Here is a 26,016-nt window from a genome sequence, read left to right as displayed (position 1 = left end):
TGTAGTAATGTCTAAAGTTAAAAAAAATGAAGAGACTTTAAGCGAAGTTTTAGTTGATGTAAATAGAGTTACAAAAGTAGTAAAAGGTGGTAGAAGATTTGCTTTTTCTGCTTATGTAGTTGTTGGTGATAAAGCTGGCAGAGTCGGAGCAGGACACGGAAAAGCTAAAGAAGTAAACGAAGCCCGAGGAAAAGCAAAACAAGCTGCTAAAAAGAGAATGATGAAAGTGCCGTTATATCAAAATAGGACTATTCACCATGATGTTGTCGGTAAAAGTGGAGCTGCTAAAGTGATTTTAAGAAGAGCTAAAGCAGGTACGGGCGTTATAGCCGGCGGGTCTATGAGAGCAATTTTTGATTCTTTAGGCGTTCATGATATTGTTGCTAAATCAATAGGTTCAACGAATGTTTACGCAATGATTTCTGCAACATTTGATGCATTAAATAAACTGGCATCACCAAAATCTATTGCTATGAGAAGAGATAAAAAAGTAAATGAAATATCTGTAAAATCTTCTGATATTCACGTTAATGAATAATGTTGCTTAAGTAAGGTGAAGTTATGAATAATAAAATCAATAATATAAAGATTACTCAAGTTAAAAGTGCTATAGGTCGTAAGTATGATCAACGATTGACATTAGTTGGGCTTGGTTTAAACAAAATTAATAAGAGCGTTATTCTTGAAAATACTAATGCAATCAAAGGTATGGTTAAAAAAGTAAAGCATTTATTAAAAATAGAAAATATGTAATTAGAGTTTTTAAATGAAATTAAATGAATTGTATAATAATATAGGTGCTAAAAAAAATAAGAAAAGAATAGCACGCGGTATTGGTAGCGGTAAAGGAAAAACTGGCGGTAGAGGCATTAAAGGTCAAAAATCTAGATCCGGTGTTGCAATAAAAGGTTTTGAAGGTGGTCAAACACCTATGATCAAAAGACTACCTAAAAGAGGATTTAATTGTATTTCAACTAAAAAGTACAATATAATAAACATTTATAATATTGAAGAAGCATTGACCGATGGGCGTTTAAGTGCTGATGATACTATTACCAAAGAAAAATTGGTAGAAGTCGGATTAATTAATAACAAAAATCTAGTGAAGTTATTATCTATTTGTAGTGATGATTTTGCTTCTCCTCTATCATTAAAATTAGATGCTTATTCTTCTAAAGCTAAGGATTTAATCAAGAAAGCAGGTGGAAAATTATTATAATATATGGGGCAGAATTTTTCTAAAAGATCTGGTAATGATTTAGTTAGTCGTATTATTTTTACTATGCTCATTCTTATAGTATGTAGATTTGGGTCCTTTATACCTATACCTGGTATAGATTCAATTGCTTTAAGTAGTGTGGCTGAAAAGAATCAATCTGGAATACTAGGAATGTTCAACATGCTGTCCGGAGGATCGCTAGGTAGAATGTCTATTTTTGCTTTAGCAATTATGCCGTATATTACCGCCTCAATTATTATCCAATTAATATCAGTTGCCTACAAGCCTTTAGAAAATTTAAAAAAAGAAGGTGAAGTTGGTAAAAGAAAAGTAAATCAGCTATCAAGATATTTAACGGTTCTGCTTGCTTCTTTTCAGGCTTATGGAGTTGCTATAAGTTTAGAGTCGATTGTAACAAATACCGGTTCTGTAGTAATTTTAGCGGGTTTTTTCTTTAGGGTTACAACCGTAATTACTTTGGTTGTAGGTACTATGCTATTAATGTGGTTAGGAGAACAAATTACACAACGCGGAATAGGTAACGGTACATCTTTAATTATATTTATAGGTATAATTTCAGGAGTACCTAGTGCTATTATTAGTATGTTTGAATTATCAAGAAAAGGCGCATTATCGTCTTTAATAGCGATAGCTGTTTGTATTGGAGTAGTTGTATTAATAGCTATAATTATTTTTTTTGAAAAAGCCCAAAGAAAATTATTGGTGCAGTATCCTAAAAGACAAGTAGGAAATAAAATTTATGGAGGAGAAGCAACGCATATGCCTCTTAAATTAAATACTTCTGGTGTGATACCTCCAATATTTGCTAGTTCAATTTTGCTATTTCCTGCTACGCTTGCTAATTTTTCTAATAGTCATTCAGAAACTATGGGCATGCTTACTTATTACTTAGGGCATGGAAAACCTGTATATATTTTATTATATGTAGCATTAATTATGTTTTTTAGTTTTTTTTATACTGCAATAGTATTTAATTCTGAAGACACTGCTAATAATTTAAGAAAATATGGTGCTTATATTCCTGGTAAAAGACCAGGGAAAAATACGTCTGATTATTTTGATTATATACTTACAAGGCTTACTGTTATAGGTGGTATATATTTAAGTGTAATATGTGTAATTCCGGAGCTATTAATGAATAAGTATGTAATCTCTCTTTCTTTAGGAGGTACAAGTTTTTTAATTGTAGTGAACGTGGTACTTGATACTATGACTCAGATCCAAACTTACTTATTTAGTAGTAAGTATGAGGGTTTAATGAAGAAAGTAAAATTAAAAAATTAAAAATGAGATTAAATAGTGATAGTAATTTTTTTAGGTCCTCCAGGAGCTGGAAAGGGAACACAAGGAAAAAAGGTAGCTAAAAAAATTAATTTACCACATATAGCACTCGGTGATATATTTAGAACAATTATTAAAACATCAACTAGTGAAGCAGAATTAATTAATAATTATGTTAAGCAAGGGAAGCTTGTCCCTAATGAAATAGTTAATCAAGTAATCAAAAATTTTTTATTATCCTCTGAATATAAAAACGGCTATATATTAGATGGATATCCACGTAATTTAGAGCAAGCAAAATTCTTTGAATCATTTATTAAAGAAAAAATTAAAATAATATATTTTGATGTTTCAGATGAATTATTAATTAAAAGAGTTTTAGGAAGATATAGTTGTAAAAATTGCAGTAAAATATACAATAGTTACTTCTTGCAGCCTAAAACTGATAATGTATGTGATGTTTGCGGTTCCAGTACATTTGATTATAGAAAAGACGATAATGAAGGAGTAATACAAAAAAGAATTGAAGTATATAAAACAGAAACATATCCGTTAATAGATTATTATAAGAATAGTAGTGGTAATTTTTATATAGTTAATGGAAGTAAAAATGAGCAAGAAATAGAAATTGATATACAGAAAATACTAAAAATAAATTGACTTTATCAAAGATTTTTATATTATTTTCTAGTTACTAGTAAAATTTTGGAGATTATTTGTGGCAAGAATTGCAAATGTTAATATTCCCGATAATAAACGTTTAGTTGTGAGTTTAACTTACATTTACGGTCTTGGACCTGCTATGGCAGCAGAGATCTGTAATAAAGCAAAAATATCGAAAGATAAGAAAGTTAAGGAACTTACGGATCAAGAGTTAATAAGCTTACGTAATATTATTGAAAGTGAGTATAAAGTTGAGGGTGATTTAAGACGAGAAGTTACGCTGAACATTAAGAAGAAGAAAGATATAAGATGTTATCAAGGGCTTAGACATATACGTAAGTTGCCGGTGAGAGGACAGAACACGCATTCTAATGCTCGAACTAGAAAAGGTAAAGCTATTGCGATAGCCGGAAAGAAAAAAGCTGTAAAATAATAGTTTAAGTATAGAGTATAAATAATGAATCAGACGGTTAAAGTTAAGAAAAAGAAAAAAACTATCACTCTTGGTGTTGTGCATATCCGAGCATCATTTAATAATACTATAGTAACATTTACTGATATCCAAGGTAATACTATTTCTTCTGCATCGGCAGGAGGTAATGGGTTTAAAGGAGCAAGAAAAGCAACACCTTACGCAGCTCAAGTAACAATTGATAGAGCATCGGAAAAAGCAAAAGAAAATGGTCTAAAAACTATTTCTATTAGGATTGGAGGACCGGGAGCTCAGCGTGAATCAGCAATGAGAGCTTTATTCGGACAAAATTTTGTGGTTACGTCAATTTTAGATGTATCGTCAATTGCTCACAATGGAGTAAGACCGCCAAAAAGAAGAAGAGTATAAGAGAATCATAGGTATTAAATGTTATCGTTAAGTAAAAATTGGAATACTTTAATAAAGCCGAATAAAGTCGCTTATGAAAATTTGCCGGAAACCAATAATAAAGCTAAAATTGTAGTTGAACCTTTAGAAAGAGGTTTTGGTTTAACACTCGGTAATGCTATGAGAAGAGTATTACTCTCTTCTTTACAAGGAGCGGCTATCACTTCTATAAGAATTCCTGCTATAGAACATGAATTTTCTTCTATACCCGGTGTAAAAGAAGATGTATCGGAAGTAATTTTAAACATTAAAGGTATTGAAGTAAAAATGCATGTTGCGGAAAAACGTATCATGAAATTAAAAACAACGGGACCTTGTGTTATAACGGCCGGTATGATTGAAACAGGGCATGATGTAGAAATACTGAATCCGGATCATATAATTTGTAATCTAGCTAAGAACAAGCAGCTTGAAATGGAATTAACTTGTAAGGTTGGTAAAGGATATGTACTTAGCACAAATAGCTATGAGGATAATTTACCTATTGGTGAAATAGCTATAGATGCTTTATTTAACCCGGTAAAGAGTGTTACTTATAAGGTAGAAAATACTAGGGTAGGTCAGGTTACCGACTATGATAAATTAATTATGTTTGTAGAAACTAACGGTGATTTATTACCTGAAATGGCTGTAGGTTTAGCTGCACGTATCTTACAAGAGCAATTACAATTATTTATTTCTTTTGAAGAACAGGAAGAAGATAAGCAAGTTAAAACTGATGTTTTATCGTTCTCACCTTATTTACTTAAGAGAGTTGATGAATTGGAATTATCGGTTAGATCGGCAAATTGTTTGAAAAATGATAATATAATATATATAGGGGATCTAGTAAAAAGAACGGAATCTGATATGCTGAGAACTCCAAATTTCGGTAGGAAGTCTTTAAATGAGATTAAAGAAATATTGGCAAAATTTAATTTAAGATTCGGTATGGATGTACCGGATTGGCCACCGGAAAATATTCAAGAATTATCTAAACGTTATGAAGATTCTTATAATTAAGGACTAATAAAAATGCGACATAAAATTAAAGGTAGAAAGTTAAACGTAACAAGTAGTCATAGGCGAGCAATGCTTGCTAATATGGCTGTGGCACTTGTAACCCATGAACAAATTAAAACTACTTTACCAAAAGCTAAGGAATTAAGACCTTACATTGAAACTCTAATTACTAAAGCTAAAAAAGCTGATTTAACGGTAAGAAGAAGTGTTTTATCAAAAATAAAAGATAAAAAAGCAGTAGAAAAGCTTATAAATATTTTAGGTACTAGATATAAAGATAGACATGGCGGTTATACTAGAATAATAAAAGCCGGATTCCGTTATGGTGATTTAGCACCGATAGCATATATTGAGTTTGTAGATCGAGATATTAATGCTAAAGGAAATATACAGCAAGTTGCTAATGAAGAAATTAAAAATTAAAATATAAGGGACTTGGTCATGGCTAATCATTCTTCAGCAAAAAAAGCTGATAGACAAACAGTAAAAAGAACTCTAATCAATAAAAAAAGATCTAGTGCAATAAAAACTTTTATCAAGAAAGTTGTACATGAAATCAGTCTTGGTAATAAAGAAAATGCTAACTTAGCTTTATCTATTGCTCAGTCTAAGATAATGCAAGGTGTGAAAAAAAATATAATTAAATTAAATACCGCTTCAAGAAAAATCAGTAGGTTATCAAAACAAATAAAAAGTTTGAACGAAAGTAAATAACACCTTATAGGTAATTTAAAAGCAAGAACTAATAAAATTTTGCTAAATTACTTATATATGCTTCTTATTAATTATAAATAATGTTATTTTACTATTAATAAGAAATATGGGCGATTAGCTCAGCTGGTAGAGTATCTCGTTTACACCGAGAGTGTCGGCGGTTCGAGTCCGTCATCGCCCACCAATCGAAAGTTTTTAGTATTTCAACGAAAATATCAAATAATACATGAAGCTTAAACTGAAGCTTTTCAGCCTTAAATGTTACAATAGTTAAACCTATCAAGAAAAACGGTGTCTTTGTGAAATGGCATTTTTAACTAAGTATATATAGTTAATAATTTAATGCCATTGCAAAAAAATTACGGAGTAATTGGCAAGATAATCCAGTTAAAAATACTAAAATTATTAGTATTTTTAATTATTTTTTCTAAATTTCTACGTTCTTTTTTCAGTTATAGTGTTTTGTTGCATAGATCAGGAGGTACGCTTAGTATCATACAATAGACCTCTTCGGAAACTCTACTTCTAGAGGTAATTTGTACGTCGATCCTTACCACTCATTCTTACATATTAGTATGTACGTTCAACTCCGGTTTGAAGTGAAGTATCTTTTTACAAATTCCTCTCTAAATCCTCATTTCCGAAGAAGTCTAATAAAGTTTACGTAATTCGTTGACAAGAAGAAAACGAGAAGAGATTGTCCATTTAGAGATTGATATAGCTAGGGTTAAATAAAAATGGTATGCTATTAATTTGTCATCCCCTGGCTTGACCATGGAATCTAAAACTTTTTAAGGTTTCTGGATACCGGGAACAAGTCCCGGTATAACAGTTTATATTTTTTTATCTCACTTTAGTCGTAGTTACGTATTTCATTATAATATTACATTAGTTTGCTATCCTTTTTGAAACCTGCGGTCAAGCGAGTTAGGATGATATGAGTGGAATTGATCCACGTAATAATGCTATATCGTGGTCAACAAGCTATGATATGACACTAAATAAATTTTCTAATTTCATAAAAAGGAGTTTTTAGAATCTTTCATATACAGCATAATTCATAAAGCTTGATACAAGCGAATTTTGTACTATAGCTTTTGCTCATATGTTAATATACGCCTAGTTAGCTCGCCTTTAAATTTATCTTGTTGGGACCTTTTCGCATTCTACTCTAATTCTTTGCCGCATTATTTATTACTTTTGTTGTTATTTTACTAGTTTTTCAAAAAAATAGCAAAATATAAATTGTGAGAGGACGTAGAAGTTAAAGCAGCTAATAAATTAAAATGATAGTTGCTAAAATACAAAATAACCAAAAGTTGTTAATATATTTAAAATGAAAAAATTATTTGTTATTACAATTTTTTAATTTTTGCTTTAATTGTAATCAACTATTATTAACAAAAATAAAAAATAACTTTTATGGCAGATTAAGTTCTTGGAAAAAAAGTTTGAAGTATGCGTTTACGCTAAAAAATTACTTAATAAATTCGAATATTTAAACCCTAAAGACAAAATCCTGTTGATATAGAGGAGGTTAAAAAAGGTATCTACTACGCTCGTAAATATCACGGTTCTCAAAGGCGTCAATCAGGTGATCCTTATTATTCTCATCCGATTGAGGTGATGATTATGCTTGCGGAGTTTGTAACTGAAGAAGTGTGCCTCAGCTTTTTACAACCATAATGCTACAAGCTGCTTTACTTCATGATACTATTGAGGATACAGAATTAACTGAGGGAAATGATTAACGGCATTTTTGGAGCAGAGGTAGCGAAACATGTAGAAGGTCTAACTAGAATTAAACCTTAAGGAAAAATCACTGCTGAAGAAAGCTTAAATCTATTAATTAAACAGAAAAGATATAATACAGCACTTATAAAACTTTTTGATAGAGTCCATAATATACAGACTTTAGGCACTAAATCACCTGAGAAAGCTAAAAAAAATAATAAAAGAAACCTTAATGAGCTTTTTATAAGTTTGTGCATATCTTGAGATATATACAATAGAATATATATTGGTTCAACTTTGTTGGAATATATTTTCAACTTTGTTGGAATATATTTAAACAACAAACTCATTTAAGCGCATTAAACTTGAAAGCATAGATTTTTAACTCTAATAATTATACCAAACTTTTTCAAGTGATTCAAAATGTGTCACTCCCCAGTAGAACGCTACACCCACCGGTAGTATAATAAGAAGAATTCCGTAAGTTCCTAACATATTTACTAAGTAAGCTATGCCACACGAAGTAACTACGTATATAAAAATTGATGAAAACGCATAAGAGTAGGAAACGTAAATCTTTTAAATATTGGAAAATTTTTATAAAGTATTGATGCAGCAGTACTGGTGGTTATACTCATCATAACTAATAGTAATTGAATTTTAGATAAACTTAAAGAAGTAGTTATATTATTTAGTAAAAAATGCTAAAGGACATACAAATTAAAAATATAATTGCTCTAACTTTTAATAATTTAAGAGGATGAATTTTTTGTTAACAACACTAATGTAATCATTAAGATTAATTGAGCAATAGCAAGACAAAAATTATTTTTTATAATTTCAAGTGCAGTATAATTAAAATTTGTTTTTAATAATGATGCACAATAAATATACGTAAGATAAAAACAAGCAGACCCAGAATTTACAAGAAAGAAATAAGCTAAAATAGTTTTTATGTTCATTTTCTCTTCTACATATTCTTTAAATGATAATTCTTTATCATTTATTCCAAAATTTTCTAAAGTGTTTTTTATTCGACATTTTGCATCTATAAACTCCGTTGATTCACGTAAATTAGTTCTTGCTATAAAACCTACTAAAGCTATTATAGTTCCTTCCCAAAAGGTATAACGCCAATAAAAGTAGGTAATACTCATAATACCAAATGCTAATGCCATAATGCCACCCCACTGAGCAGCTATATTTATTATACCCACATAGGTATATTGAACGGGTGGTTTAGTAGTCTCAGTAACATATAACTCAGCTCCTACTCTTTCTCCCATAGAAGAGACACCTTGAGACATACGACAAATTATCATAATCCATGAAACTACGATGCCTTTTTCTGCATAAGTAGGTAAAGTAGCCATAATAAAACATGATATAGCCATTATAAATGTGGTAATAATAACAGTTGCTTTACGACTTATATTATCACCTATCCATCTAAGTGCCAAAGCCTCAAATGGTCTTAATAAATAAGTAGAACAAAATGCGGTAGCAGATAAAAGGTAAGCAACTTGAGTATCAGTTTTAGGAAAAAATAATTCATTGATAACTACTGCCATATGTATATATAAAAAATGTTCCAAAACATATTAGTCCTATTGCTTCTTGTTGCTTACGTGTTAAGCTTCTTTGTTCTTTCTCATAGCCGAGCATAATGTCTTTACAAAAGTTAAATTGTAAAAAAATTATACTGTTTTATATAAAAATCAATAGGAAATTTCGTTTTATACGATAAATAAGAAAGCGAAATACAACTTACCATTAGCTTATTTTTACTTATTCATTAATGATTTAATAATATGATAATAAACTAATTGAAAGAAAAAATATTTGTACGTCAATCCAGTACTAACTCTTTATAAGATTAGGTTATGCAAGAGGTTTATTGATGATTTCCTATTTTACCTTATTAACCCTAAGTCTTTTTTTTTGCAATTCTTTTTATATAATTATTTGGTGTATCTGTATTTTTATTAGCAATAGTATTATTATTAATTAATTGTTTCCCAATGCTATTTACTATATTTTCTGTGCCACTTAGTTCTAATTTCTTTTTTAATTGTATCGTTTTATATTCCTTATGATCATTAGTATTTGTATTTTTAACTGCTGTTGTTAACACGCTTTTATGGGTAGTTATTTGTTCTGGTTGTTTATAAAAAGGATTATGTGTTCTATTGATATCTTTTAGTACGTCTATTATATTTTGTGATGTTATTTTTTTGCAGCATATTCTAATGCTGTCCTTAGTGTTATTGCTTTACTAAGCTGATTAAATCTTTGTTGTTTTTCTTGATCGGTAAATTTAACGTAATTCTTATCTTGTAATAAAGCGGTTAATGCTTCAGTTTGAACAGCTTGTTTATATCCTATCTCTGCTAATTCTTGGATATCTTTATAATTACCTATATCTGTTTTTTGTTTTTCTTGATTAATATTATGGTTTAACTCCTTAATTAACTTTATTCTATCCTGAATCTGATTTACCGAATCTTTAGAACATTTTAATGATTGTAAGACTATATTTATTGATGAAATTATTTGTGCTACACCACCACCGATTATAGCTGCAGATACCCCTGCTACGTTTACTATATTACTTATTCCATTTGTTATAACCGATGCTATAAATAATGATTTGGTATTTTGAGTATTTTTACCTTTCGTTTGATTAGGATCATTATGTATATATAAATCATCTTTACTTTTTACTGTTTCTTGAGAAATGATACGCTCCAAGTTACGCCTGTGTATAACTTCTATATCATCCATACTTATAAATATTGGAGGCCGCTTTTTAGGTGCTGTGTCTATATTATTATATGATGCCTTTTTTCTGCTCCTTTACAATATCTAAATCTTTTGCTAGTGATTGTGCATATTTATTTTCTTTTCTATAAGTCTTGCCATTCTATTCGCTCTATTTGTATGCCTTTAATCTGTTTTAAGGTGCATTATAGATAATGATTAAAATTTGTTAATAATGATCTATAATTAAATTACTTAAAATGCAAATTTAAGGTAAATCTTTATCATGAATTAGTGATAATAGAGCAAAGAGAGATAAATAATAACATAAACTAACTAAAAGTTATTGTATTATTAAAAAATTCATATATTAATTAAAATACAAAGTTATTTATTAATCATTATGTCAAATACACCTAAGTTAGAAAATCACTATAATAAATTGTTACAAGATATCATGCTTAAAACATTAGAGCAGAATAAAATTGTAGAAACCTATTTAATACAAGAAGATTTTAGTAGTGCTTTAGATGAGCTGCAAAAAATAAACGAAAAGCTTGAAGAATATTGTAAGTTTTTTTTTCTGCTTGAAATAATTAAAACCGAATTAGCTAAAGAAGATAAAGTATATAACTAATTTAATTTATATAAAAGGTGAAAGCCGCATTTCGCCTTTTATATTCAATAATAATTTCCTGCTTCAACTTCTAGCTTTTTAAAATGTGATATACCGCGACTATAGCCTATAATAATAGGAATTACTATCATTAACAATTCTAAATTATTAAACGTTTTGTTAAATAAACAAGCCCAAAAGAACTAATTACGTACATAGCGGCTCGTGAAGAAGCATATATAAAGCTGGCATAGGTAAATCGTTTAAAAACCGGAAAACTTTTATAAAATATTGGAATTGCCGGAAATTCACTTGGAGAAGAAGTAACTACAATTAGTTGAATTAAGAGAATTTGCTAGCCTTATGTTATATTATCCAATATTAATGGACTAAATAGCAGAAAAGTTAAAAATATTACCAATTGCGTTTTTAAAATTTTTAATGGGTGAAACTTATAACATAAACACGTAAGTGCTAGTGCTATAAAAAATTTTACATAGAAATAATGAAATTTTGATGTATTACTGCTTCAGCGGTATAGTGTAATGAATCTTGAAGTATATTACTACAATGAATATAAGCAAAATAGAATCATATCGGTTGTGCTAGTTGTATTAAAAAATAATAGATTGCAGTCTTCTTATTAACTTTTTCCTGCTATACATGGTTATTTTTTATCTCTGCTACATCAATTATATTACTGTCTTTTATCGTTTCTTGTTCTACGCTTAGCATCAACAAAATCCGGTGTTTCACGTAAAGTAGTCCTAGCAGCACTACCTAAAGCAATTCCTGCACCTACCCCAAAATGCGATACGCCAATTAAAGCCATAGGATGTAACTAAGGTTGCTACGCCAAGGGCGACAGTTAATCCTAAGCTGGTACATATCCCTACAAATGCTATGGCAGGAAAGCGTTTAGGAATTCTTACGGATTACGTTAAATATAATGCTGCTCCTACTCTTTTTCCCATGGACGACATACCTTGCACTATAAGGCATATTGTTACTATCCAAGCGGTACTAGCACCTACTTGGTCCATAAGTAGGAAGATTAGCCATAACGACGCAAGAAAACGACATTAAAATAGTGGTAATAATGACTGTTATTTCCAACCTATATTATCGCCTATCCAGTCAAATAATAAAGCTTCCAAGAATCTAAAATAAAAGTAGAACAAAAAGAAAAAGCTGCAAGAAGGCGATGAACGTGAGTATCATATTGCGGAAAGAAAAGATCATTAAGTAAGTACTGCCATATGAACATATAGCATAAGATTAAAATACTCTAAAAAAGTACTATGGATAATAAGCCTATAGTCTGTTTTGGTTCTCTATTTAAATTTTTTTGTTTTTGTTTGTATCCCAACGCAATTTTTTCTAAAAAGTTAATTGATAGAAAGGTTATCTTGAGAAGATTTAAAGTCAAGGAAAAAGTTACAATATTTTATGATTATAGTTATTTAAAACTTCTTTGACTAATGAAGTTGTTATTTTTCTTTTAGAAATTAAAGCAAAATGGTTAATATTTTCTAATATTTCTATAATTTTAGAATATTCCCTAGGCAAATTTACTAAAAGAAAATCTATTATCTGTCCGGATATTGTGACCGAAGAAATAGAAAAATGCTTAAATATTAGAATTTTGATTAATTCATCGTCAGGTGAGTTTAATGCTATACTAAGTACTGATTTAATACGTGAAGATAAATCGGGTAAAGTAAAGTTGCTGGTTTTATCAGATGAGGTAAGTAAAAGATATTTTTGTTTTTCGTTAATAATATTAAATATATGAAGTAATGCCGGCTCTTGCCAGTTTTCAATATCTTCAATGATACAAGCATTGTATTTTTCTAAAATTTCTTCATTAAAAAAACTATCTTTAATAATATAGGCATTGCTTAAGTTTTGCCATATTTTGGTTAAATAAGTTTTTCCTGATAAAGAAGGCCCTTTAATTAATACAGTAAATTTATAAGGATTAACGCCAAAGCTGCACTGCCAATTTTTTACAATATTATAAGCTTGCTCATTAGAACTAGAAACAATAAACTCATCAGGATGATATTTATTAGAAGTAGTAAAACGAAATATATATTGCTGCATTTATTAATCCTTAGCAGCATTGTTGTAGGTCGAGGGGGTCATTTTTATACTTCTCTATTTCATTCCGGCTGTTGCGGGAATGACATTAGACACTTGTTAAAAATCATACAATAATATTATAACTTAGCCGTCTGTTCGATAGAACTTACTAAATTTATAAAATTTAATTAGATTCAAGAGTAAAATTTTTGTAATCCCTGCAATCGGTATAGCAAAAAATATTCCAATAATTCCAAATAAACTGCCGCAGGCAAAAATCGAGAATATAATCCAAAGAGGATGTAACCCTATTTTATCGCCGATAATTTTAGGGGTTAAGATATAAGACTCACAAATATTTCCAACTAGATAAATTATCATTATATATAGTAATTTGGTAGTTACACCAAAAGTTAAATAGCCAATAATTAGAGTTAAAAGAAACGATATAAAAGTACCAAGGAAAGGAATAATAACTAAAAATCCTGTTAAAATGCCAAGTAAAAGAGCAAGATCAATACCTATTACGGTAAATGCAATACTATAATAAGTAGATAATAATAAGCAAATATTTAGCTGTCCTCTTATGTAAGCAGATAACAGATTATTAATTGCCGATAATATTTCTAGAATTTTCGGTCGGGTTTTTATAGGTAATAATGATTGCATGTTTGCAATAATTTTAGCCCAATCATGTAGAAAATAGAATAATATTATAGGTATAAGTAAAAATAAAACAAATATGTTAATGGTAATAATGGTATAACGCCAAAAATTATTAGCAATACTGCCAAGTATAGTAAATATGCTATTTATAAAATTGCTTAAAGAATTCTTAATTTTATCGGCAATATCAGGTTCTATCAAATAAATTTTTGCCATTATAGGCGGTAATATTTCTGCTTGTAAATAATTTTTATATTTTGGAATATTATTTATAAAAGTAGAAAGTTGTCCATAAATTATCGGCACTAAAATAGTTAAGCTTAAGAAAAATATGCTCAAAAATATCAGATAAATTATGCTTGATGCAAATTTATTTGATATTTTAAATTTTGATGCGATAAAACCTACAGCAGGTTGTAGTAAGTAAGATATTATAAATGCGATAAAAAATGGTTTTATTGCGTCTGAAATTAGCATAAAACCGCTTATAAAAAGCCCTAAAAAAACTAGCCAAAATATAGCGGCTCTATTCATATTATTTTTTCCATTTTCTATACGAAGATCAACTTCAAAAAGAGCTAGGAGTGCATAAGGTGCGGATCGCAGCATATACTTAATATAGTTCGAACCGAAGCTCTTGTAGAACGACAATGCCAATTTTTGAAATTCTATCTTAGTATTAAGATTTTTTAGCTACTTGTACGGTAGCAGGGCGAAGCAGCCTATCTCTAATTTTATATCCTGATTGCATTAAAGTAATAATGCTATTCGGTGCATGATCAGGATGTTCTATCTGCGAAATTGCATTATGTAAATTATAGTCGAACATTGATCCTATTTCCGGCTTTATTTCTTCAATATGATGTTTATGAAAGATTTTATCCAGTTCATCTTTAGTCATCTGAACGCCTGCAATAATATTTGTGACTTCTATATCAGAATTTGCCGGCTTATGTGCTAATGCTCTTGAAAGATTATCACTAACATTTAATAGCTCTTTAGCAAATGTAGCAATTGCATAATCTTTTGCTTCGTCACGTGCTTTTTCTAAACGTTTTCTTGTATTGTCTATTTCAGCAGTAGCCCTAATTAGTCTATCTTTTAGCTCTTCAATTTCTGCTTTTAACTCTGTTATTTCCGGATTTGCTGTTTCAACTATCTCTTCAGCAATATCATTTATGGTTTGTTCATTATTTTCTATATTATCATCTATCATATTATTGACTTTATATTTATATTCTTTTTTGAGCTATAATATATATAATAAAAATTTTTTCAATGGTATACTCGTTTAATTTGAAAAATTAAACGAGTATACTACTTATTTTTACTTATGGAGTACAAATTATATTATGAGACAGTCAGGAAGAAAAAGCAACCAATTACGTCCTATTTCATTAGAATTATCACCGCTTATTAATACGGAAGGTTCATGTCTTATTAAAATCGGTAATACGCATGTCATGTGTAGTGCTACTTGCGAAACTACCGTACCACCGTTTTTACGAGGGCAGAATCAAGGTTGGGTTACCGCTGAGTACGGCATGCTCCCAGGCTCTACATCCCAGCGTATTAAAAGAGAAGCAGCACAAGGGAAGCAAGGCGGAAGAACCCAAGAAATACAGCGTTTGATAGGAAGAAGCATGCGATGTGTAATTGACTTGAAGAAACTAGGTGAGAGGCAGATTATTATAGATTGTGATGTTATTAATGCTGATGGTGGTACTAGAACGGCAGCGATAACAGGAAGCTATGTAGCATTACACCTAGCTATTAGATCATTGATGAAAAAGAGAATTTTAAAGGTAAATCCGTTAATTAGTCAAATTGCAGCTGTTTCTTGCGGGATATATAAAGGTGAGGTGATACTAGATTTGGATTATTTAGAAGATAGTGATGCTGCAGTGGATAGTAATTTTGTATTTGCAGGTAATGGTAATTTAATTGAAGTACAAGGCACGGCAGAGCAAGAACCTTTTTCCGAAGAGCAGTTTATAGCAATGTTAAAACTTGCTAAAGGCGGTACGGCAGAATTATTTAAACTACAAAATCAAGTGCTGCTTGGGGCTTAGAGGTGTTATTTTGTGGGGCGGTAAAATGCTCTTGATGTCATTCTGCGAGGCATTGCCCGAGCGGATACTACTCCGTCATTGCGAGCAGCCGTAGGCTGCGTGGCAATCTCATGAAATAATAATAAACTCCTGAGATTGCTTAGTCAAGTACTACGTAATTTCTTCGCAATGATGTTACCTATTCACACTTAAATTTAAGCGTAGGGATTATCATAAAAATTAGTATCTTCACCTGATAATATAATTATCTTATCTCGATTGGTATTATTTATAAATACCTTATGATTAAGACCTGTTACTTTAACACTACTATGTGATCCTAAGATTAATGCCCCAATATTACCTAAGCTTTTAAACGTGACCCGCTGATTAGATCCAATTGTTATTTTATCGGGGGGATATTTTTGATATTAATAAGGTACATGCCTCGGCATGGTTGTTAGAGCAGGAAAGATACAGAGATATTGTGGAGGGTAATAAAGTTAATAAGATATCAAAAAACGAGAAAAAGCAAAGAGAAGAAGCAGTTTTATACCTGAGAGAAAGAGTAACTTATCCATGGGCGTCCCTCAAAAAAAGTAAGTGATCAGCCGAGTCTTCATGCAAAAATCTTGCGGCAAATAAAAAGATTAGAGCAGAAGATAATAGAATTATCATCTTACCAAGATGAACAATTTGCAAGTAGTTCAATAGAATATGGTATTACTGATAATCAGAATATAGGAGTACATTTTTTGTACAAAGAAGATAAATTTTTGAATGAAAAAAACATAAGCACGGATGCTTCTATTTATTATCAATTGAAGCTATTTGAAGATAAAGATTTTGTTATTTCTGCTCAGCCTAAAATTTTAATGAGTAAGAGTAAAAAACTTAAAGAAGATTTTTTAGGAGAGATATCTTTACTAATGGGAATGTCTAAAAATATCCTCTCTGTTACTATCTTTAACCAAAATATATTTAGCTTCAGACATTCAATTAATAATCTTGGCTCTAAGAAGATGTATTATAATTTTTCTACTTGTGAAGGGATTAAATTGAAAAACGGTATAATGCTTACAAGTTTTACAAAATACCATACTCGGCAAAATTACGGCTATGTATATGATAATTTAGTTTATGAGCAGCTAGGAATTGCAAAGATAATTAATTTCGGTAAAGAGAATAGAAATTCATTAATGACTCAAATCGGTTATTTTTGGGATCACAGTCTTTCAAATAAGAAATATAAAATATCAGGTATAAGTTTTTCAGCATGGTTAGATGTATAGACGCAGATGTAATCTTAAGAATAATCAAAGATAAAACTTATTGGGTAAAAACAAATTAATAGTTTAAAAACTATTATCGAAGAAGCAATTATTGATAATGAGATAATGATTGATAATGAAAATAAAATATTGCCGCTAATAAGCAATATTTCTTATATTAAAATTTATAATTATTCTTATATACAAACTTATGTAGTGAATGGTTATTTTATATATGAAGATGTTCACGGTAATAAAATAAATAACTGCTATAAATGATCTCAAAATATTGTTTGGTAATAATAATATTTTTAGATCATAATGCTAATCAAGAAATATTATGTTTATAAATTATTAGAAAAAAGTTTTGCTCATTTAACTAGTATCAAAGCAAAATATGCTCTTGGATTGACAGTGGGACCAATTGTTGCTAAGAATATTAATTATACCAATAAAGTAATAATATTTTTTGTCGTGTTTATAGCCATATTGATTTATCTGCCGGTTTTATTTCATGTTGCTAATAATATAAGTTATTGTTTGCAAAATATTTTAAAATCCCTGTTGTTTATAAGGGCAGTAAGGGAATTGCCTTAGGTAGGATTGCAAGGATTAAAAAGCATATTCGGTGTCATACCGTGGCTTGACCACGGTATCCAGAAAATAGTTAAAAATACTAATATTGGTATTTTTAATTGGATCCCGCGATCAAGTCGCGGGATGACAGCGATGGCATCGCTGCGCACAACAATGCCTTGCCTAGACAACAGATCAAGTAGCATCCAAAATAATCAGGTGGAATCACAAATTTCTCAGAATGAGGCGAAAGCTTTACTGATCTATACAGTTTTAGTATCGTTATATAAAGAATTAAGTAAGTTAAGGTCAATAATAAAAAATATTTCATTAATTAAATTATACAAAAGATAAGCTAGACGTTAAAATTATTATCGAAGATGATGATTATCTAATGATTAAAGAAATAGCCTTATATAATGTACCGTCTTATTTTCATGTTATACTTGTTCCAAGAAGTCTACCAAGAACTAAACCGAAGGCTCTTAAATTATGCTTTAGAATATTCACGTGGTGAGTATCTAGTAGTACATGATGCTGCGACAAACCTGAACATCTACTTAAAGCTCTAACAACGTTTAGAAGTTTATCTGATGAATATGTTTGTCTTCAGGATAAGCTCAATTTTTATAATAAAAATGAGAATATTTGAACCGAAATGTTTAATATGGAATATAGTTATGGTTTAAATATATCTTGCAATGATTAAGTTTATTAAAACTTCCTACCCCTCTTGGTGGTACTAGTAATCATTTTAAAACGGATATATTAAATAAGCTTGGCGGATAGGATGCTGATAATGTAACGGAAGATGCCGAGCTTGGTATAAGAATTTACTCACAGAACTATAAAGTAGCTATCCTTGATTCCTATACTCTAGAAGAAGCTCCGAATAGTTTAGGTAATTGGCTAAACCAAAGATCCCGCTGGATTAAAGGTTTTCTGCAAACATTTTTTGTATTTAAAGTACAAAAAGATAAATACTGAAAATTTACTTTACCTCAAATAATAACAATTTATATTTTTATCGGCTTATCTACCTATAATGTTTGGAGTTTACTTTTATAATATTTTCTATTGTTATAAATAAAAATTCTATAATTAATTATTTATGGCTTGTTAATAGTATTTTTTCGCTTTTATATCTTTATAGTACTGCTCTGTATATATTAAAGAATTCTTTAAAAAGCAGAAAAGTAAAATTTCAGGATATAGTAGCTTTGATCTTATAGACTAGTTATTTCATATTACATACCGTAGCTTCATATAAAGCAGTATTTGAAATAATTTTCTGTCCTTTCCAATGGCACAAAACTAACCACGGCACTAGCTTAGAGGATTTTGAGCAAGAGTAGGCCTCTTGTATAAACAAAGAAGAATTTGAAAGAGGTCAGTAAAAAAAATTATTCTTGCCCCTTGAACTAGCAAAAATAAAATATATATAGTATGTACATTTAACGATTTAATAATTGGAGGTTAAAATGTCTTTTAAACCATTACATGATAGAATTGCAATAAAGCCTATCGAACACGAAGAAAAAACTAAAGGTGGAATTATTATTCCTGATACCGCAAAAGAAAAGCCGATGCAAGGTGAAATAGTAGCCGTAGGTAACGGTATTCGTAATAAAAAAGGTGAAATTCATCCTTTAGAGCTAAAAGTAGGTGATAAAGTTTTATACGGTAAATGGGCAGGTACCGAAATTGAAATTAAAGGTGAAAAATTGATCGTTATGAAAGAAAGCGACGTATTTGGTATTATTAATTAATTATTTGTTTTAAGGAGAAATTAAATATGGCAACAAAACTTATTAAACACGGTTCAAAAGCTCGTGAGCAAATGCTAGAAGGCATTGACATACTTGCAGATGCAGTAAAAGTTACTTTAGGTCCAAAAGGCAGAAATGTACTTATTGAGCAATCATTCGGTTCACCGAAAATTACCAAAGACGGTGTGACGGTTGCAAAATCGATCGAGTTAAAAGATAAAATTAGAAATGCAGGAGCTCAGCTATTAAAATCAGCTGCCACAAAAGCTGCAGAAGTAGCCGGTGACGGTACTACTACAGCTACGGTACTTGCTAGAGCATTAGCTCGTGAGGGTAATAAGTTAGTCGCAGCGGGCTATAATCCTATGGATTTAAAGCGTGGTATGGATTTAGCGGTAAACGCAGTAGTAGAAGAAATTAAAAAATCCAGTAAAAAAATCAATAGCCAAGAGGAAATCGCACAGGTTGGTACTATCTCTTCAAACGGTGATAAGGAAATTGGTGAGAAAATTGCTAAGGCAATGGAGGAAGTCGGTAAAGAAGGCGTGATAACCGTTGAAGAAGCAAAGAATTTTAGCTTCGATGTTGAAGTAGTTAAAGGTATGATGTTTGATAGGGGTTATCTATCACCATATTTTGTAACGAATTCCGAGAAAATGGTTGCTGAACTTGAAAATCCTTTCATCTTACTATTTGAGAAAAAGTTATCAAATTTACAACCGATGTTACCTATACTTGAGGCTGTAGTACAATCACAACGCCCGTTATTAATTATTGCTGAGGATGTTGAGGGCGAAGCTCTTGCAACGCTCGTAGTCAATAGATTACGTGGTGGTTTAAAAGTTGCAGCAGTAAAAGCTCCAGGTTTTGGTGATAGAAGAAAAGCAATGATGGAAGATATTGCTATCCTAACTAAAGGTGAGCTTATTACTGAAGATTTAGGTATGAAGCTTGAAAATGTGAGTATTAAAAATCTAGGGACGGCAAAAAGAGTAACAATTTCTAAAGAAAGTACTGTAATTGTTGACGGTAATGGTGATAAGAAAAATATTGAGGATAGGGTATTACAAATTAAATCTCAAATAGCTGAAACTACTTCTGATTATGATAAAGAAAAACTACAAGAGCGTTTAGCTAAACTTTCCGGTGGTGTGGCCGTATTAAAGGTTGGCGGTGCTACGGAAGTTGAAGTGAAAGAGCGTAAAGATCGTGTTGAAGATGCACTTGCTGCAACACGTGCTGCAGTTGAGGAAGGTGTTGTTGCCGGTGGCGGTGTAACATTACTTCATGCATCACAAACTTTAACAAAGCTTAAAGTCGAGAATAAGGATCAACAAGCAGGTATTGAGATAGTAATAGAAGCTTTAAAGGATCCGCTAAAACAGATTGTTGAAAATGCCGGTGACAACGGTGGCGTAGTAGTCGGTAAATTATTAGAACATAAGGATAAAAATTATGGCTTTAATGCTCAAGATATGCAATATGTCGATATGATTAAAGCAGGAATTATTGATCCGGCTAAAGTAGTGCGTACTGCACTTCAAGATGCTGCTTCCGTTGCTTCGTTAATTATTACCACGGAAACTTTAATTGTTGATGAACCTTCTGATAAAGAAGATTCAATGCCGCCAATGCGTGGTGGCATGGGCGGTATGGATTTCTAAGTCTATATCTCCATAAGATAGGTTATGCAATAGGTCTAACGTCTTATTGCATTGCTTGTTCCCGTCATTGCGAGGAGATATTGCTGCATGGATCGGTTTTACCGTCGTCACCCCGTGGCTTGACCACGTAGTCTAGTTAAAAGTACTAATATTATTAGTACTTTTAGTTGTTTTATTGGATACCGTGGACAGGCCACGGTATGACACCGAGTACGTTTTGTGGTCTACGCAGGCAATGCCTGTTTATAATAATGATTTTAACAACGTACCGTACAACATATTATCAAGTCGCAGTAAGATACTGAAAAACTGATGTATGCAATAAATGGGTTTTAAAGCAATTCTTTGTTTAATTTGAAAATAAATTCTTTAATAAAACTCTTCCTTAAAAAATAAAATACAGAGTTTCTTATAATGATTTCAATAAATGATTACAAATATTTTTTAATTAATTATAATGGCTCAACCTTTGGCATTTATCCTATGAAACTGTTAACAAAATAATTTTAAAGCTCATTAAATGCTTTTTAATTGCAAATTATAAGTTTTTTGAAATAGGGATAGTTATCCTCTCAAAAATCTTATTAATTATCAATTAAAGTTATTTTGTTACAGTCCTATATAGGAGATCAAAAGGTTTAAAGCAGTTTTGCCTTAATTATTAAGAATAGATTTCTTGTTGAAGCTATAGGCACGCTTATATATGTTCGTTTAATTTAAAAAATTAGTAATAAAAGTTTTTAGCTTTTGGTCGGTTAACTATGCTAACTAAAATTAGTAAGGTTTTAGAAAAATTACTATTATTATTTTAAAAAAACCTTATAATCTATACAGTTAAGAAAGGCTAAAATAAGATAATTTAAATTTTATATGTAAAACTTAAAAAGATTAGCTTCTAAAAGATAAAAATAATGGGGTAGGGTAGTGCGAAGCTCGCCAGAAGCTTAATTTTTCCTATTAATATCCAACTAACGCTGAGGTTTATTAATATTTGCTAAAAATAGCACATTAATTAGAAATATTAATAGAACTTAATCAAGTTTATTGCTTTTAATGGGTGTTTAATTATTCATAAGTATAACTATTAACTAAATTAGTATAAATTAAGGAGGTAGTTTTGCTCCAAGGGGTTATTAAACATTTAAATCATAATTTATCTGAACATGATATTACTGCTCAAATCACAGGTAGGATCAAACATCCAATATCAATTTTATATAAATTATATCGTAAGGGTATAAAGTTAGAAGAATTAACAGATATTTTTGCGATAAGAATAGTGGTAATAGATGAAGAGAAATGTTATAAAGCTTTAAAAGTAGTTCATGCTCTTTATGTGCATGAAAAGGATAAATTTAAAAATTATATTCTTAATCCTAAGCCAAACGGCTATAAATCTTTACATACTATTATTACAACTGAGGATAATTATAAAATAGAGATACAAATACGTGATCATAAGATGCATTATCATGCAGAGAGCGGTGAAGCTGCGCACTGGAAATATAACAATAGTGTTTAGCTAATATACACTTTCTTTCTAAAGTAGTATTGCATCCTCTTTAATTTATTTTGTATTATTTTGAAGTTTAAAAAAGAAATTTCGTAAACCGATATTTTGAAATATTTCTTTTTGTTCTGAAGGGAAATGTTGCTTGATAAAATTAGTGCAAACATTTGATAGTTGTTGTTCTACGGTTCGTATTTCTAAATAAACTGCTATGAGTAAGAAGCTTTCTATAGTTTCTTGTACTGTTTCTAAAGCCTTTTCCGTAGATTTAGCATTTATAGTTTGTAAATTATGTAGGCGATCAAACACTTTAATAAGTGCAATATCATATCTTTGTTCTTGTATTAGTAAATTTAACATTTCGCTGGAGCTAATTTTACCGTACGGCTTAATTCTTGTTAAACGTTCTACGCTATTGGCAATATTCTTATCAAAAATTTTGCTAATATCAGCATGTGTAAGTATTGTATCCTCTATAGTATCATGAAGAAGGGCAACATTTATCATATATGATTTATACAGTTTAGGAGCTTCAAGAGCAGTAAAATCTGCAATCATAATTGCAACTTCTATAGGGTGAGAATAATAAGGTTCCCCTGATTGACGCATTTGAGAAGCATGATATTTACGGGTATAATAAAGACCTTTTTTAATTTCTGCTATATCTATAGGTGAGTCTACTATAGTATTCAAATATTTAATTCGATCAATTAGTTTTTTACTATAATCACAAACCTCAAATTTTTTCTGCCAAACATCAATATCTTCCATAAACCTACTAATTATTTAAACTTCTTTTAAAAGGAGTATATGCATACAATTAGTATAAAATATTTTTATAAGAAAATTAATAAGATTTTAGCAAGATATGATATTTATTTTGTAAATTTATCGATAATCAATGCTTAAGCGCAAGTTACACTATATCTTGATTTGTAAATAGGATTATATTTTTGTGATTTTACAGTCATATTAAATTAATATTAATTTTCATTAACATAATAAATTGAATATATCAGTATAATAATAGTTAGTAGCTTCAGTCAAAATATAACAATAGTTAATAAAGTTTAATAAAAAGAAAAGCATTTTTTATTTATTCTCAAATATTTTTTCCCTTTAGTGTTTTATAATTTCTTGCAATATATTAAAAATTTAGTAAGCATTGTTAATTGTAAAGGTAGATGATTATTCAATCTATTGATATATATCATAAATATAATTTAAATTAATAGGTAAATTATGACTAAAAAAACTAGTTGATAACAAAATAGCTCCTAATAAAGCAGAGTACGATAAGAAATTTTCGCATGTTTTAGGTGTTACCCCATATCATTGGGCAGTAACCTGACCTAAGACAATGGCTTTAGTTTGTGAAGAGTTAAAGTTGTTAAAGGATAGCTCACAGAAAAATGAGATGGCAGGAGGAAAAAACTTTCTTAGTGATGTTGACTTTCCTGATGATGCTGTAAGTGCACCAGCATTAAAGAGTGGCATCCTTCTTAGCGGTGGAAAAGAAGATAAGAGAGATTCTGTTAATGATACTAATGTATAAATGCGACAATTTTCATCTGACAAAATATTTGATTGGAGAGATGGAAGCAAGTGCCATCATGTTCATAAAGTAAAAGCTGGTGACAAGTTTGATATACATTGGGATTATAGCATGGCATATAAAACACGTGGTTATTCATATGAGATTACTGATCATCTTACTGATTTTTCTCAAAGACTAACTTTTAATGAGCTTAAGACATTTTATCAAAATATAAGCCAAGCAAAACCATTTTGGAGTTATCTATTACCTGCTTCTACAAATCATTTAATAATTCTGTCGGAAAGGGAAGCAGGATTTCATGTTCTTTTAGAAAGATGGATAGTAGCTGATACCGGCATGGCATTTCATCAATCATGGGTTCTTGAATATGAAGCAAGCTTAGGCGGTGAAGGACATGGAGATCATTGTTAATGCAATTAGGTAACTTATTAGCAAATTGTCATGAGCTTTAAGCGGCTTATGGCATTGTTTGCATGGATACCTAAATCGTCATTGCAAAGAAATGACGTAAGTAATTGACGAAGTAATCCAGTTAAAAATTCTGATTTACAGAATTTTTTATTACTTTTTCTAGATTGTCGCCTAGCAATGACGACGAAAAACAGTCCACGCAACAATGCTTAAATTCCGTTACTATCTACTCAAAGCTTTTAGACCCTCCTTTAAGCCGTCTTTTATAAAGGAAATTTTAGCTTGTTTGCCGTCTGCGGTAATTAGTTCTATATAATTATCATTAGATAAAATCATGTCTAGATCGTCTTTTTTAATAACAGCCAAAGCCTGACAGCCGTTTATCGTACAATTTACGTATTTTCCGGCTGCTATTCGTTTGTCACCGCTATTAATAACTGTACCTGCCGGAATTTGAACATTTGACGGGACTATTTCTATTATTTTTAATTCCTGTTCTTCTTGCTCCCCATTGAAATAACCTATGTGATAAATGGCTAATATTTCCTTTTCGTTCTCTAGATTATTAATTTGTTGTGATAAGAAGCAAAGTTGTTTTTTCTCATCATTAAGAGTACAATTTAAAGTCCAAGCTCCGTACTTTTTTGGTGCTGATGAAGCATCGACCTTTTCTACTTTGTATACAATAAAAGTACCGGTTATTATAAATAATCCACTAAGAACAAAAGCAACTTTTTTTATACAATCTTTCATATAGTTTCTAGCCTTTTTAAAATATTTTCTTTTCCTAAAATTTCTGCAATTGCAAATATGCTAGGTGATGCGTTCATGCCGGTTATTAAAGCTCTTACAGGCTTCATAATGTCACTCAGCTTTAAGCCGTTTGCTGCTGCTATTTCTTTAAATTTATTCTGTACGGATTCCTTATCAAACTGCTCAATCTTGTTTAAACCTTCTGTAACTTGCTTGATCAAATCTTTATCACAATTTTCTATAATTCCCTTTGCATCTTGGTTGTAGACGATGGGCGAATCTACGAGATAAATTTGAGCAAGCCGTGCTAAATCTAATAATGTTTCGCTTCTAACTAACAAGCTTGACATGGCTTGTTTTATATAACTTACCTCTTTCTCACTAATCTTATAATTTTGTTTCAATATCTCTACAGTCTTTGAAGTTAAGCTATCATTGTCAAGCATTCTTAAGTAATAAGCATTAAGGCTATTCATTTTAGCAAAATCAAGCCTAGAAGGTGATTTACCGAGCGAATCAAGATTAAACCATTCTATAGCCTGAGTCATTGATATAATTTCATCATTACCGTGACTCCATCCGAGACGCAATAAATAATTACACAAACTTTCCGGTAAATATCCCATATCTTTATAAGCTTCAACGCCTAAGGCTCCATGTCTTTTTGATAATTTTGCTCTGTCTTCTCCATGAATTAGCGGAATATGAGTCATGCTCGGTACTTCATAACCGAGAGCCTGATAAATAGCAATTTGCCTTGCTGCATTGGTTAAATGATCGTCACCTCTAATAATATGAGTTATACCCATATC

The 26,016-nt window shown here is 30.4% G+C and carries 33 protein-coding genes, 1 tRNA gene and 1 pseudogene; 25 read left to right on the top strand and 10 right to left on the bottom strand.

Annotated elements, in window-relative coordinates; genetic code table 11:
• Window positions 1-7: 7 nt before the first annotated feature.
• From rpsE to A452_RS12100, 12 genes and pseudogenes are all read left to right on the top strand, one after another.
• Window positions 8-538 carry a 30S ribosomal protein S5 gene (gene rpsE, locus A452_RS0104775; protein WP_014412464.1) on the top strand — a complete coding sequence of 177 codons (531 nt, stop codon included), beginning with the start codon at window positions 8-10 and terminating at the stop codon, window positions 536-538.
• 23 nt (window positions 539-561) lie between these two features.
• Complete coding sequence (gene rpmD, locus A452_RS0104770; RefSeq protein ID WP_014412465.1) at window positions 562-753, top strand: 50S ribosomal protein L30; 192 nt, start codon at window positions 562-564, stop codon at window positions 751-753.
• 13 nt (window positions 754-766) lie between these two features.
• Window positions 767-1,219 carry a 50S ribosomal protein L15 gene (gene rplO / locus A452_RS0104765; protein WP_014412466.1) on the top strand — a complete coding sequence of 151 codons (453 nt, stop codon included), beginning with the start codon at window positions 767-769 and terminating at the stop codon, window positions 1,217-1,219.
• A 3-nt stretch (window positions 1,220-1,222) separates the two neighbouring features.
• Window positions 1,223-2,524 carry a preprotein translocase subunit SecY gene (gene secY, locus A452_RS0104760; protein WP_014412467.1) on the top strand — a complete coding sequence of 434 codons (1,302 nt, stop codon included), beginning with the start codon at window positions 1,223-1,225 and terminating at the stop codon, window positions 2,522-2,524.
• A 15-nt stretch (window positions 2,525-2,539) separates the two neighbouring features.
• The gene (locus A452_RS0104755; RefSeq protein ID WP_014412468.1) at window positions 2,540-3,181 is read left to right on the top strand and encodes an adenylate kinase; all 642 of its coding nucleotides are present in this window, start codon (window positions 2,540-2,542) and stop codon (window positions 3,179-3,181) included.
• A 58-nt stretch (window positions 3,182-3,239) separates the two neighbouring features.
• Window positions 3,240-3,617 carry a 30S ribosomal protein S13 gene (gene rpsM / locus A452_RS0104750; RefSeq protein WP_014412469.1) on the top strand — a complete coding sequence of 126 codons (378 nt, stop codon included), beginning with the start codon at window positions 3,240-3,242 and terminating at the stop codon, window positions 3,615-3,617.
• Window positions 3,618-3,641: 24 nt separating this feature from the next.
• Complete coding sequence (gene rpsK, locus A452_RS0104745; RefSeq protein WP_014412470.1) at window positions 3,642-4,025, top strand: 30S ribosomal protein S11; 384 nt, start codon at window positions 3,642-3,644, stop codon at window positions 4,023-4,025.
• Between the two features lie 18 nt (window positions 4,026-4,043).
• Entirely contained in the window at window positions 4,044-5,066 is a 1,023-nt protein-coding gene (locus tag A452_RS0104740) for a DNA-directed RNA polymerase subunit alpha (RefSeq protein ID WP_014412471.1), read from the top strand.
• A 12-nt stretch (window positions 5,067-5,078) separates the two neighbouring features.
• Window positions 5,079-5,489: a 50S ribosomal protein L17 gene (gene rplQ, locus A452_RS0104735; RefSeq protein ID WP_014412472.1), complete on the top strand. Its 411-nt coding sequence runs from the start codon at window positions 5,079-5,081 to the stop codon at window positions 5,487-5,489.
• A gap of 18 nt (window positions 5,490-5,507) precedes the next feature.
• A complete protein-coding gene (gene rpsT, locus A452_RS0104730) occupies window positions 5,508-5,780 on the top strand; it encodes a 30S ribosomal protein S20 (RefSeq protein WP_014412473.1) in 273 nt (90 codons plus the stop codon).
• A 108-nt stretch (window positions 5,781-5,888) separates the two neighbouring features.
• Window positions 5,889-5,964 (top strand) — tRNA-Val (locus A452_RS0104725).
• A 1,245-nt stretch (window positions 5,965-7,209) separates the two neighbouring features.
• Window positions 7,210-7,851: pseudogene (locus A452_RS12100) on the top strand (HD domain-containing protein).
• Between the two features lie 415 nt (window positions 7,852-8,266).
• Here A452_RS12100 and A452_RS08440 read toward each other — a convergent pair.
• From A452_RS08440 to A452_RS0104710, 3 genes are all read right to left on the bottom strand, one after another.
• Entirely contained in the window at window positions 8,267-9,085 is an 819-nt protein-coding gene (locus tag A452_RS08440; protein ID WP_238533856.1) for an MFS transporter, read from the bottom strand.
• Window positions 9,086-9,441: 356 nt separating this feature from the next.
• Entirely contained in the window at window positions 9,442-9,648 is a 207-nt protein-coding gene (locus tag A452_RS0104715; protein ID WP_014412478.1) for a hypothetical protein, read from the bottom strand.
• A gap of 92 nt (window positions 9,649-9,740) precedes the next feature.
• Window positions 9,741-10,298: a hypothetical protein gene (locus A452_RS0104710; protein WP_014412479.1), complete on the bottom strand. Its 558-nt coding sequence runs from the start codon at window positions 10,296-10,298 to the stop codon at window positions 9,741-9,743.
• 379 nt (window positions 10,299-10,677) lie between these two features.
• Between A452_RS0104710 and A452_RS0104705 the strand changes: the two genes are divergently transcribed.
• Window positions 10,678-10,911, top strand: a complete 234-nt coding sequence (locus A452_RS0104705; RefSeq protein WP_014412480.1) for a hypothetical protein — start codon at window positions 10,678-10,680, stop codon at window positions 10,909-10,911.
• A gap of 676 nt (window positions 10,912-11,587) precedes the next feature.
• Here A452_RS0104705 and A452_RS12580 read toward each other — a convergent pair.
• The 4 genes from A452_RS12580 to grpE form a co-directional block, all read right to left on the bottom strand.
• The gene (locus A452_RS12580) at window positions 11,588-11,722 is read right to left on the bottom strand and encodes a hypothetical protein (RefSeq protein WP_014412482.1); all 135 of its coding nucleotides are present in this window, start codon (window positions 11,720-11,722) and stop codon (window positions 11,588-11,590) included.
• Between the two features lie 605 nt (window positions 11,723-12,327).
• Window positions 12,328-12,996, bottom strand: coding sequence for an HdaA/DnaA family protein (locus A452_RS0104685; RefSeq protein WP_014412483.1), 669 nt, complete (start codon window positions 12,994-12,996; stop codon window positions 12,328-12,330).
• A 123-nt stretch (window positions 12,997-13,119) separates the two neighbouring features.
• On the bottom strand, window positions 13,120-14,175 hold the full coding sequence (locus A452_RS0104680; protein ID WP_014412484.1) for an AI-2E family transporter: 1,056 nt from the start codon (window positions 14,173-14,175) through the stop codon (window positions 13,120-13,122).
• Between the two features lie 145 nt (window positions 14,176-14,320).
• The gene (grpE, locus tag A452_RS0104675) at window positions 14,321-14,857 is read right to left on the bottom strand and encodes a nucleotide exchange factor GrpE (RefSeq protein ID WP_014412485.1); all 537 of its coding nucleotides are present in this window, start codon (window positions 14,855-14,857) and stop codon (window positions 14,321-14,323) included.
• Between the two features lie 136 nt (window positions 14,858-14,993).
• Here grpE and rph point away from each other — a divergent pair, with 136 nt between their 5' ends.
• The 10 genes from rph (at window position 14,994) to A452_RS0104630 (ending at window position 22,494) form a co-directional block, all read left to right on the top strand.
• Window positions 14,994-15,713, top strand: coding sequence for a ribonuclease PH (rph, locus tag A452_RS0104670; protein WP_014412486.1), 720 nt, complete (start codon window positions 14,994-14,996; stop codon window positions 15,711-15,713).
• A gap of 379 nt (window positions 15,714-16,092) precedes the next feature.
• Window positions 16,093-16,299, top strand: a complete 207-nt coding sequence (locus tag A452_RS0104665) for a hypothetical protein (protein WP_017208606.1) — start codon at window positions 16,093-16,095, stop codon at window positions 16,297-16,299.
• Between the two features lie 148 nt (window positions 16,300-16,447).
• Window positions 16,448-16,984 carry a hypothetical protein gene (locus A452_RS0104660; protein WP_037197501.1) on the top strand — a complete coding sequence of 179 codons (537 nt, stop codon included), beginning with the start codon at window positions 16,448-16,450 and terminating at the stop codon, window positions 16,982-16,984.
• A 105-nt stretch (window positions 16,985-17,089) separates the two neighbouring features.
• A complete protein-coding gene (locus A452_RS13025) occupies window positions 17,090-17,242 on the top strand; it encodes a hypothetical protein (RefSeq protein ID WP_017208604.1) in 153 nt (50 codons plus the stop codon).
• Between the two features lie 42 nt (window positions 17,243-17,284).
• Window positions 17,285-17,560, top strand: coding sequence for a hypothetical protein (locus tag A452_RS13020; protein WP_017208603.1), 276 nt, complete (start codon window positions 17,285-17,287; stop codon window positions 17,558-17,560).
• A 6-nt stretch (window positions 17,561-17,566) separates the two neighbouring features.
• Window positions 17,567-17,893 carry a hypothetical protein gene (locus A452_RS13015; protein WP_017208602.1) on the top strand — a complete coding sequence of 109 codons (327 nt, stop codon included), beginning with the start codon at window positions 17,567-17,569 and terminating at the stop codon, window positions 17,891-17,893.
• Between the two features lie 471 nt (window positions 17,894-18,364).
• Window positions 18,365-18,526, top strand: a complete 162-nt coding sequence (locus tag A452_RS13010) for a hypothetical protein (RefSeq protein ID WP_410524393.1) — start codon at window positions 18,365-18,367, stop codon at window positions 18,524-18,526.
• Between the two features lie 494 nt (window positions 18,527-19,020).
• Window positions 19,021-19,308, top strand: coding sequence for a co-chaperone GroES (locus A452_RS0104640; protein ID WP_014412487.1), 288 nt, complete (start codon window positions 19,021-19,023; stop codon window positions 19,306-19,308).
• A gap of 26 nt (window positions 19,309-19,334) precedes the next feature.
• Window positions 19,335-20,972, top strand: a complete 1,638-nt coding sequence (groL, locus tag A452_RS0104635) for a chaperonin GroEL (RefSeq protein ID WP_014412488.1) — start codon at window positions 19,335-19,337, stop codon at window positions 20,970-20,972.
• Between the two features lie 1,117 nt (window positions 20,973-22,089).
• Window positions 22,090-22,494, top strand: coding sequence for a bifunctional (p)ppGpp synthetase/guanosine-3',5'-bis(diphosphate) 3'-pyrophosphohydrolase (locus tag A452_RS0104630; protein WP_014412489.1), 405 nt, complete (start codon window positions 22,090-22,092; stop codon window positions 22,492-22,494).
• A gap of 45 nt (window positions 22,495-22,539) precedes the next feature.
• On the opposite strand, the gene A452_RS0104625 is transcribed toward A452_RS0104630, so the two are convergent.
• A complete protein-coding gene (locus A452_RS0104625; protein ID WP_014412490.1) occupies window positions 22,540-23,253 on the bottom strand; it encodes an HD domain-containing protein in 714 nt (237 codons plus the stop codon).
• Window positions 23,254-23,842: 589 nt separating this feature from the next.
• Between A452_RS0104625 and A452_RS0104620 the strand changes: the two genes are divergently transcribed.
• Both A452_RS0104620 and A452_RS0104615 read left to right on the top strand, forming a co-directional pair.
• Window positions 23,843-24,037, top strand: a complete 195-nt coding sequence (locus A452_RS0104620) for a hypothetical protein (RefSeq protein WP_014412491.1) — start codon at window positions 23,843-23,845, stop codon at window positions 24,035-24,037.
• Window positions 24,038-24,451, top strand: coding sequence for a lytic polysaccharide monooxygenase (locus tag A452_RS0104615; protein ID WP_014412492.1), 414 nt, complete (start codon window positions 24,038-24,040; stop codon window positions 24,449-24,451).
• A 222-nt stretch (window positions 24,452-24,673) separates the two neighbouring features.
• Here the strand turns inward: A452_RS0104615 and A452_RS0104610 are convergent, their stop codons facing one another.
• Together A452_RS0104610 and A452_RS0104605 are read right to left on the bottom strand one after the other, a co-directional pair.
• Window positions 24,674-25,204, bottom strand: coding sequence for an invasion associated locus B family protein (locus A452_RS0104610; RefSeq protein WP_014412493.1), 531 nt, complete (start codon window positions 25,202-25,204; stop codon window positions 24,674-24,676).
• Window positions 25,201-26,016 (bottom strand): glutamate--tRNA ligase (locus A452_RS0104605; protein WP_017208600.1); only part of this gene is annotated, 816 nt, incomplete at its 5' end. The genes A452_RS0104610 and A452_RS0104605, both read right to left, overlap by 4 nt.

It is taken from the genome of Rickettsia australis str. Phillips, assembly GCF_000273745.1.
GTDB lineage: Bacteria > Pseudomonadota > Alphaproteobacteria > Rickettsiales > Rickettsiaceae > Rickettsia > Rickettsia australis.
The sequence above is the reverse complement of the archived record's forward strand: the minus strand, read 5'-3'. Positions and strand labels throughout refer to the sequence as shown.

Bases quoted from the DNA above. Each gene is read 5' to 3' on its own strand.
- secY (WP_014412467.1), top strand. From the start codon at position 1,223: ATGGGGCAGAATTTTTCTAAAAGATCTGGTAATGATTTAGTTAGTCGT.
- rpsE (WP_014412464.1), top strand. From the start codon at position 8: ATGTCTAAAGTTAAAAAAAATGAAGAGACTTTAAGCGAAGTTTTAGTT.
- rpsK (WP_014412470.1), top strand. From the start codon at position 3,642: ATGAATCAGACGGTTAAAGTTAAGAAAAAGAAAAAAACTATCACTCTT.
- A452_RS13025 (WP_017208604.1), top strand. From the start codon at position 17,090: ATGATTGATAATGAAAATAAAATATTGCCGCTAATAAGCAATATTTCT.
- A452_RS0104710 (WP_014412479.1), bottom strand. From the start codon at position 10,298: ATGGATGATATAGAAGTTATACACAGGCGTAACTTGGAGCGTATCATT.
- A452_RS0104615 (WP_014412492.1), top strand. From the start codon at position 24,038: ATGCGACAATTTTCATCTGACAAAATATTTGATTGGAGAGATGGAAGC.
- A452_RS0104620 (WP_014412491.1), top strand. From the start codon at position 23,843: ATGGCTTTAGTTTGTGAAGAGTTAAAGTTGTTAAAGGATAGCTCACAG.
- A452_RS0104680 (WP_014412484.1), bottom strand. From the start codon at position 14,175: ATGAATAGAGCCGCTATATTTTGGCTAGTTTTTTTAGGGCTTTTTATA.
- A452_RS0104740 (WP_014412471.1), top strand. From the start codon at position 4,044: ATGTTATCGTTAAGTAAAAATTGGAATACTTTAATAAAGCCGAATAAA.
- A452_RS0104610 (WP_014412493.1), bottom strand. From the start codon at position 25,204: ATGAAAGATTGTATAAAAAAAGTTGCTTTTGTTCTTAGTGGATTATTT.
- A452_RS0104685 (WP_014412483.1), bottom strand. From the start codon at position 12,996: ATGCAGCAATATATATTTCGTTTTACTACTTCTAATAAATATCATCCT.
- rplO (WP_014412466.1), top strand. From the start codon at position 767: ATGAAATTAAATGAATTGTATAATAATATAGGTGCTAAAAAAAATAAG.
- A452_RS08440 (WP_238533856.1), bottom strand. From the start codon at position 9,085: ATGGCAGTAGTTATCAATGAATTATTTTTTCCTAAAACTGATACTCAA.
- A452_RS12580 (WP_014412482.1), bottom strand. From the start codon at position 11,722: ATGGCTTTAATTGGCGTATCGCATTTTGGGGTAGGTGCAGGAATTGCT.
- grpE (WP_014412485.1), bottom strand. From the start codon at position 14,857: ATGATAGATGATAATATAGAAAATAATGAACAAACCATAAATGATATT.
- rpmD (WP_014412465.1), top strand. From the start codon at position 562: ATGAATAATAAAATCAATAATATAAAGATTACTCAAGTTAAAAGTGCT.
- A452_RS0104640 (WP_014412487.1), top strand. From the start codon at position 19,021: ATGTCTTTTAAACCATTACATGATAGAATTGCAATAAAGCCTATCGAA.
- A452_RS0104705 (WP_014412480.1), top strand. From the start codon at position 10,678: ATGTCAAATACACCTAAGTTAGAAAATCACTATAATAAATTGTTACAA.
- groL (WP_014412488.1), top strand. From the start codon at position 19,335: ATGGCAACAAAACTTATTAAACACGGTTCAAAAGCTCGTGAGCAAATG.
- rph (WP_014412486.1), top strand. From the start codon at position 14,994: ATGAGACAGTCAGGAAGAAAAAGCAACCAATTACGTCCTATTTCATTA.
- A452_RS13020 (WP_017208603.1), top strand. From the start codon at position 17,285: ATGCTAATCAAGAAATATTATGTTTATAAATTATTAGAAAAAAGTTTT.
- rplQ (WP_014412472.1), top strand. From the start codon at position 5,079: ATGCGACATAAAATTAAAGGTAGAAAGTTAAACGTAACAAGTAGTCAT.
- A452_RS0104625 (WP_014412490.1), bottom strand. From the start codon at position 23,253: ATGGAAGATATTGATGTTTGGCAGAAAAAATTTGAGGTTTGTGATTAT.
- rpsT (WP_014412473.1), top strand. From the start codon at position 5,508: ATGGCTAATCATTCTTCAGCAAAAAAAGCTGATAGACAAACAGTAAAA.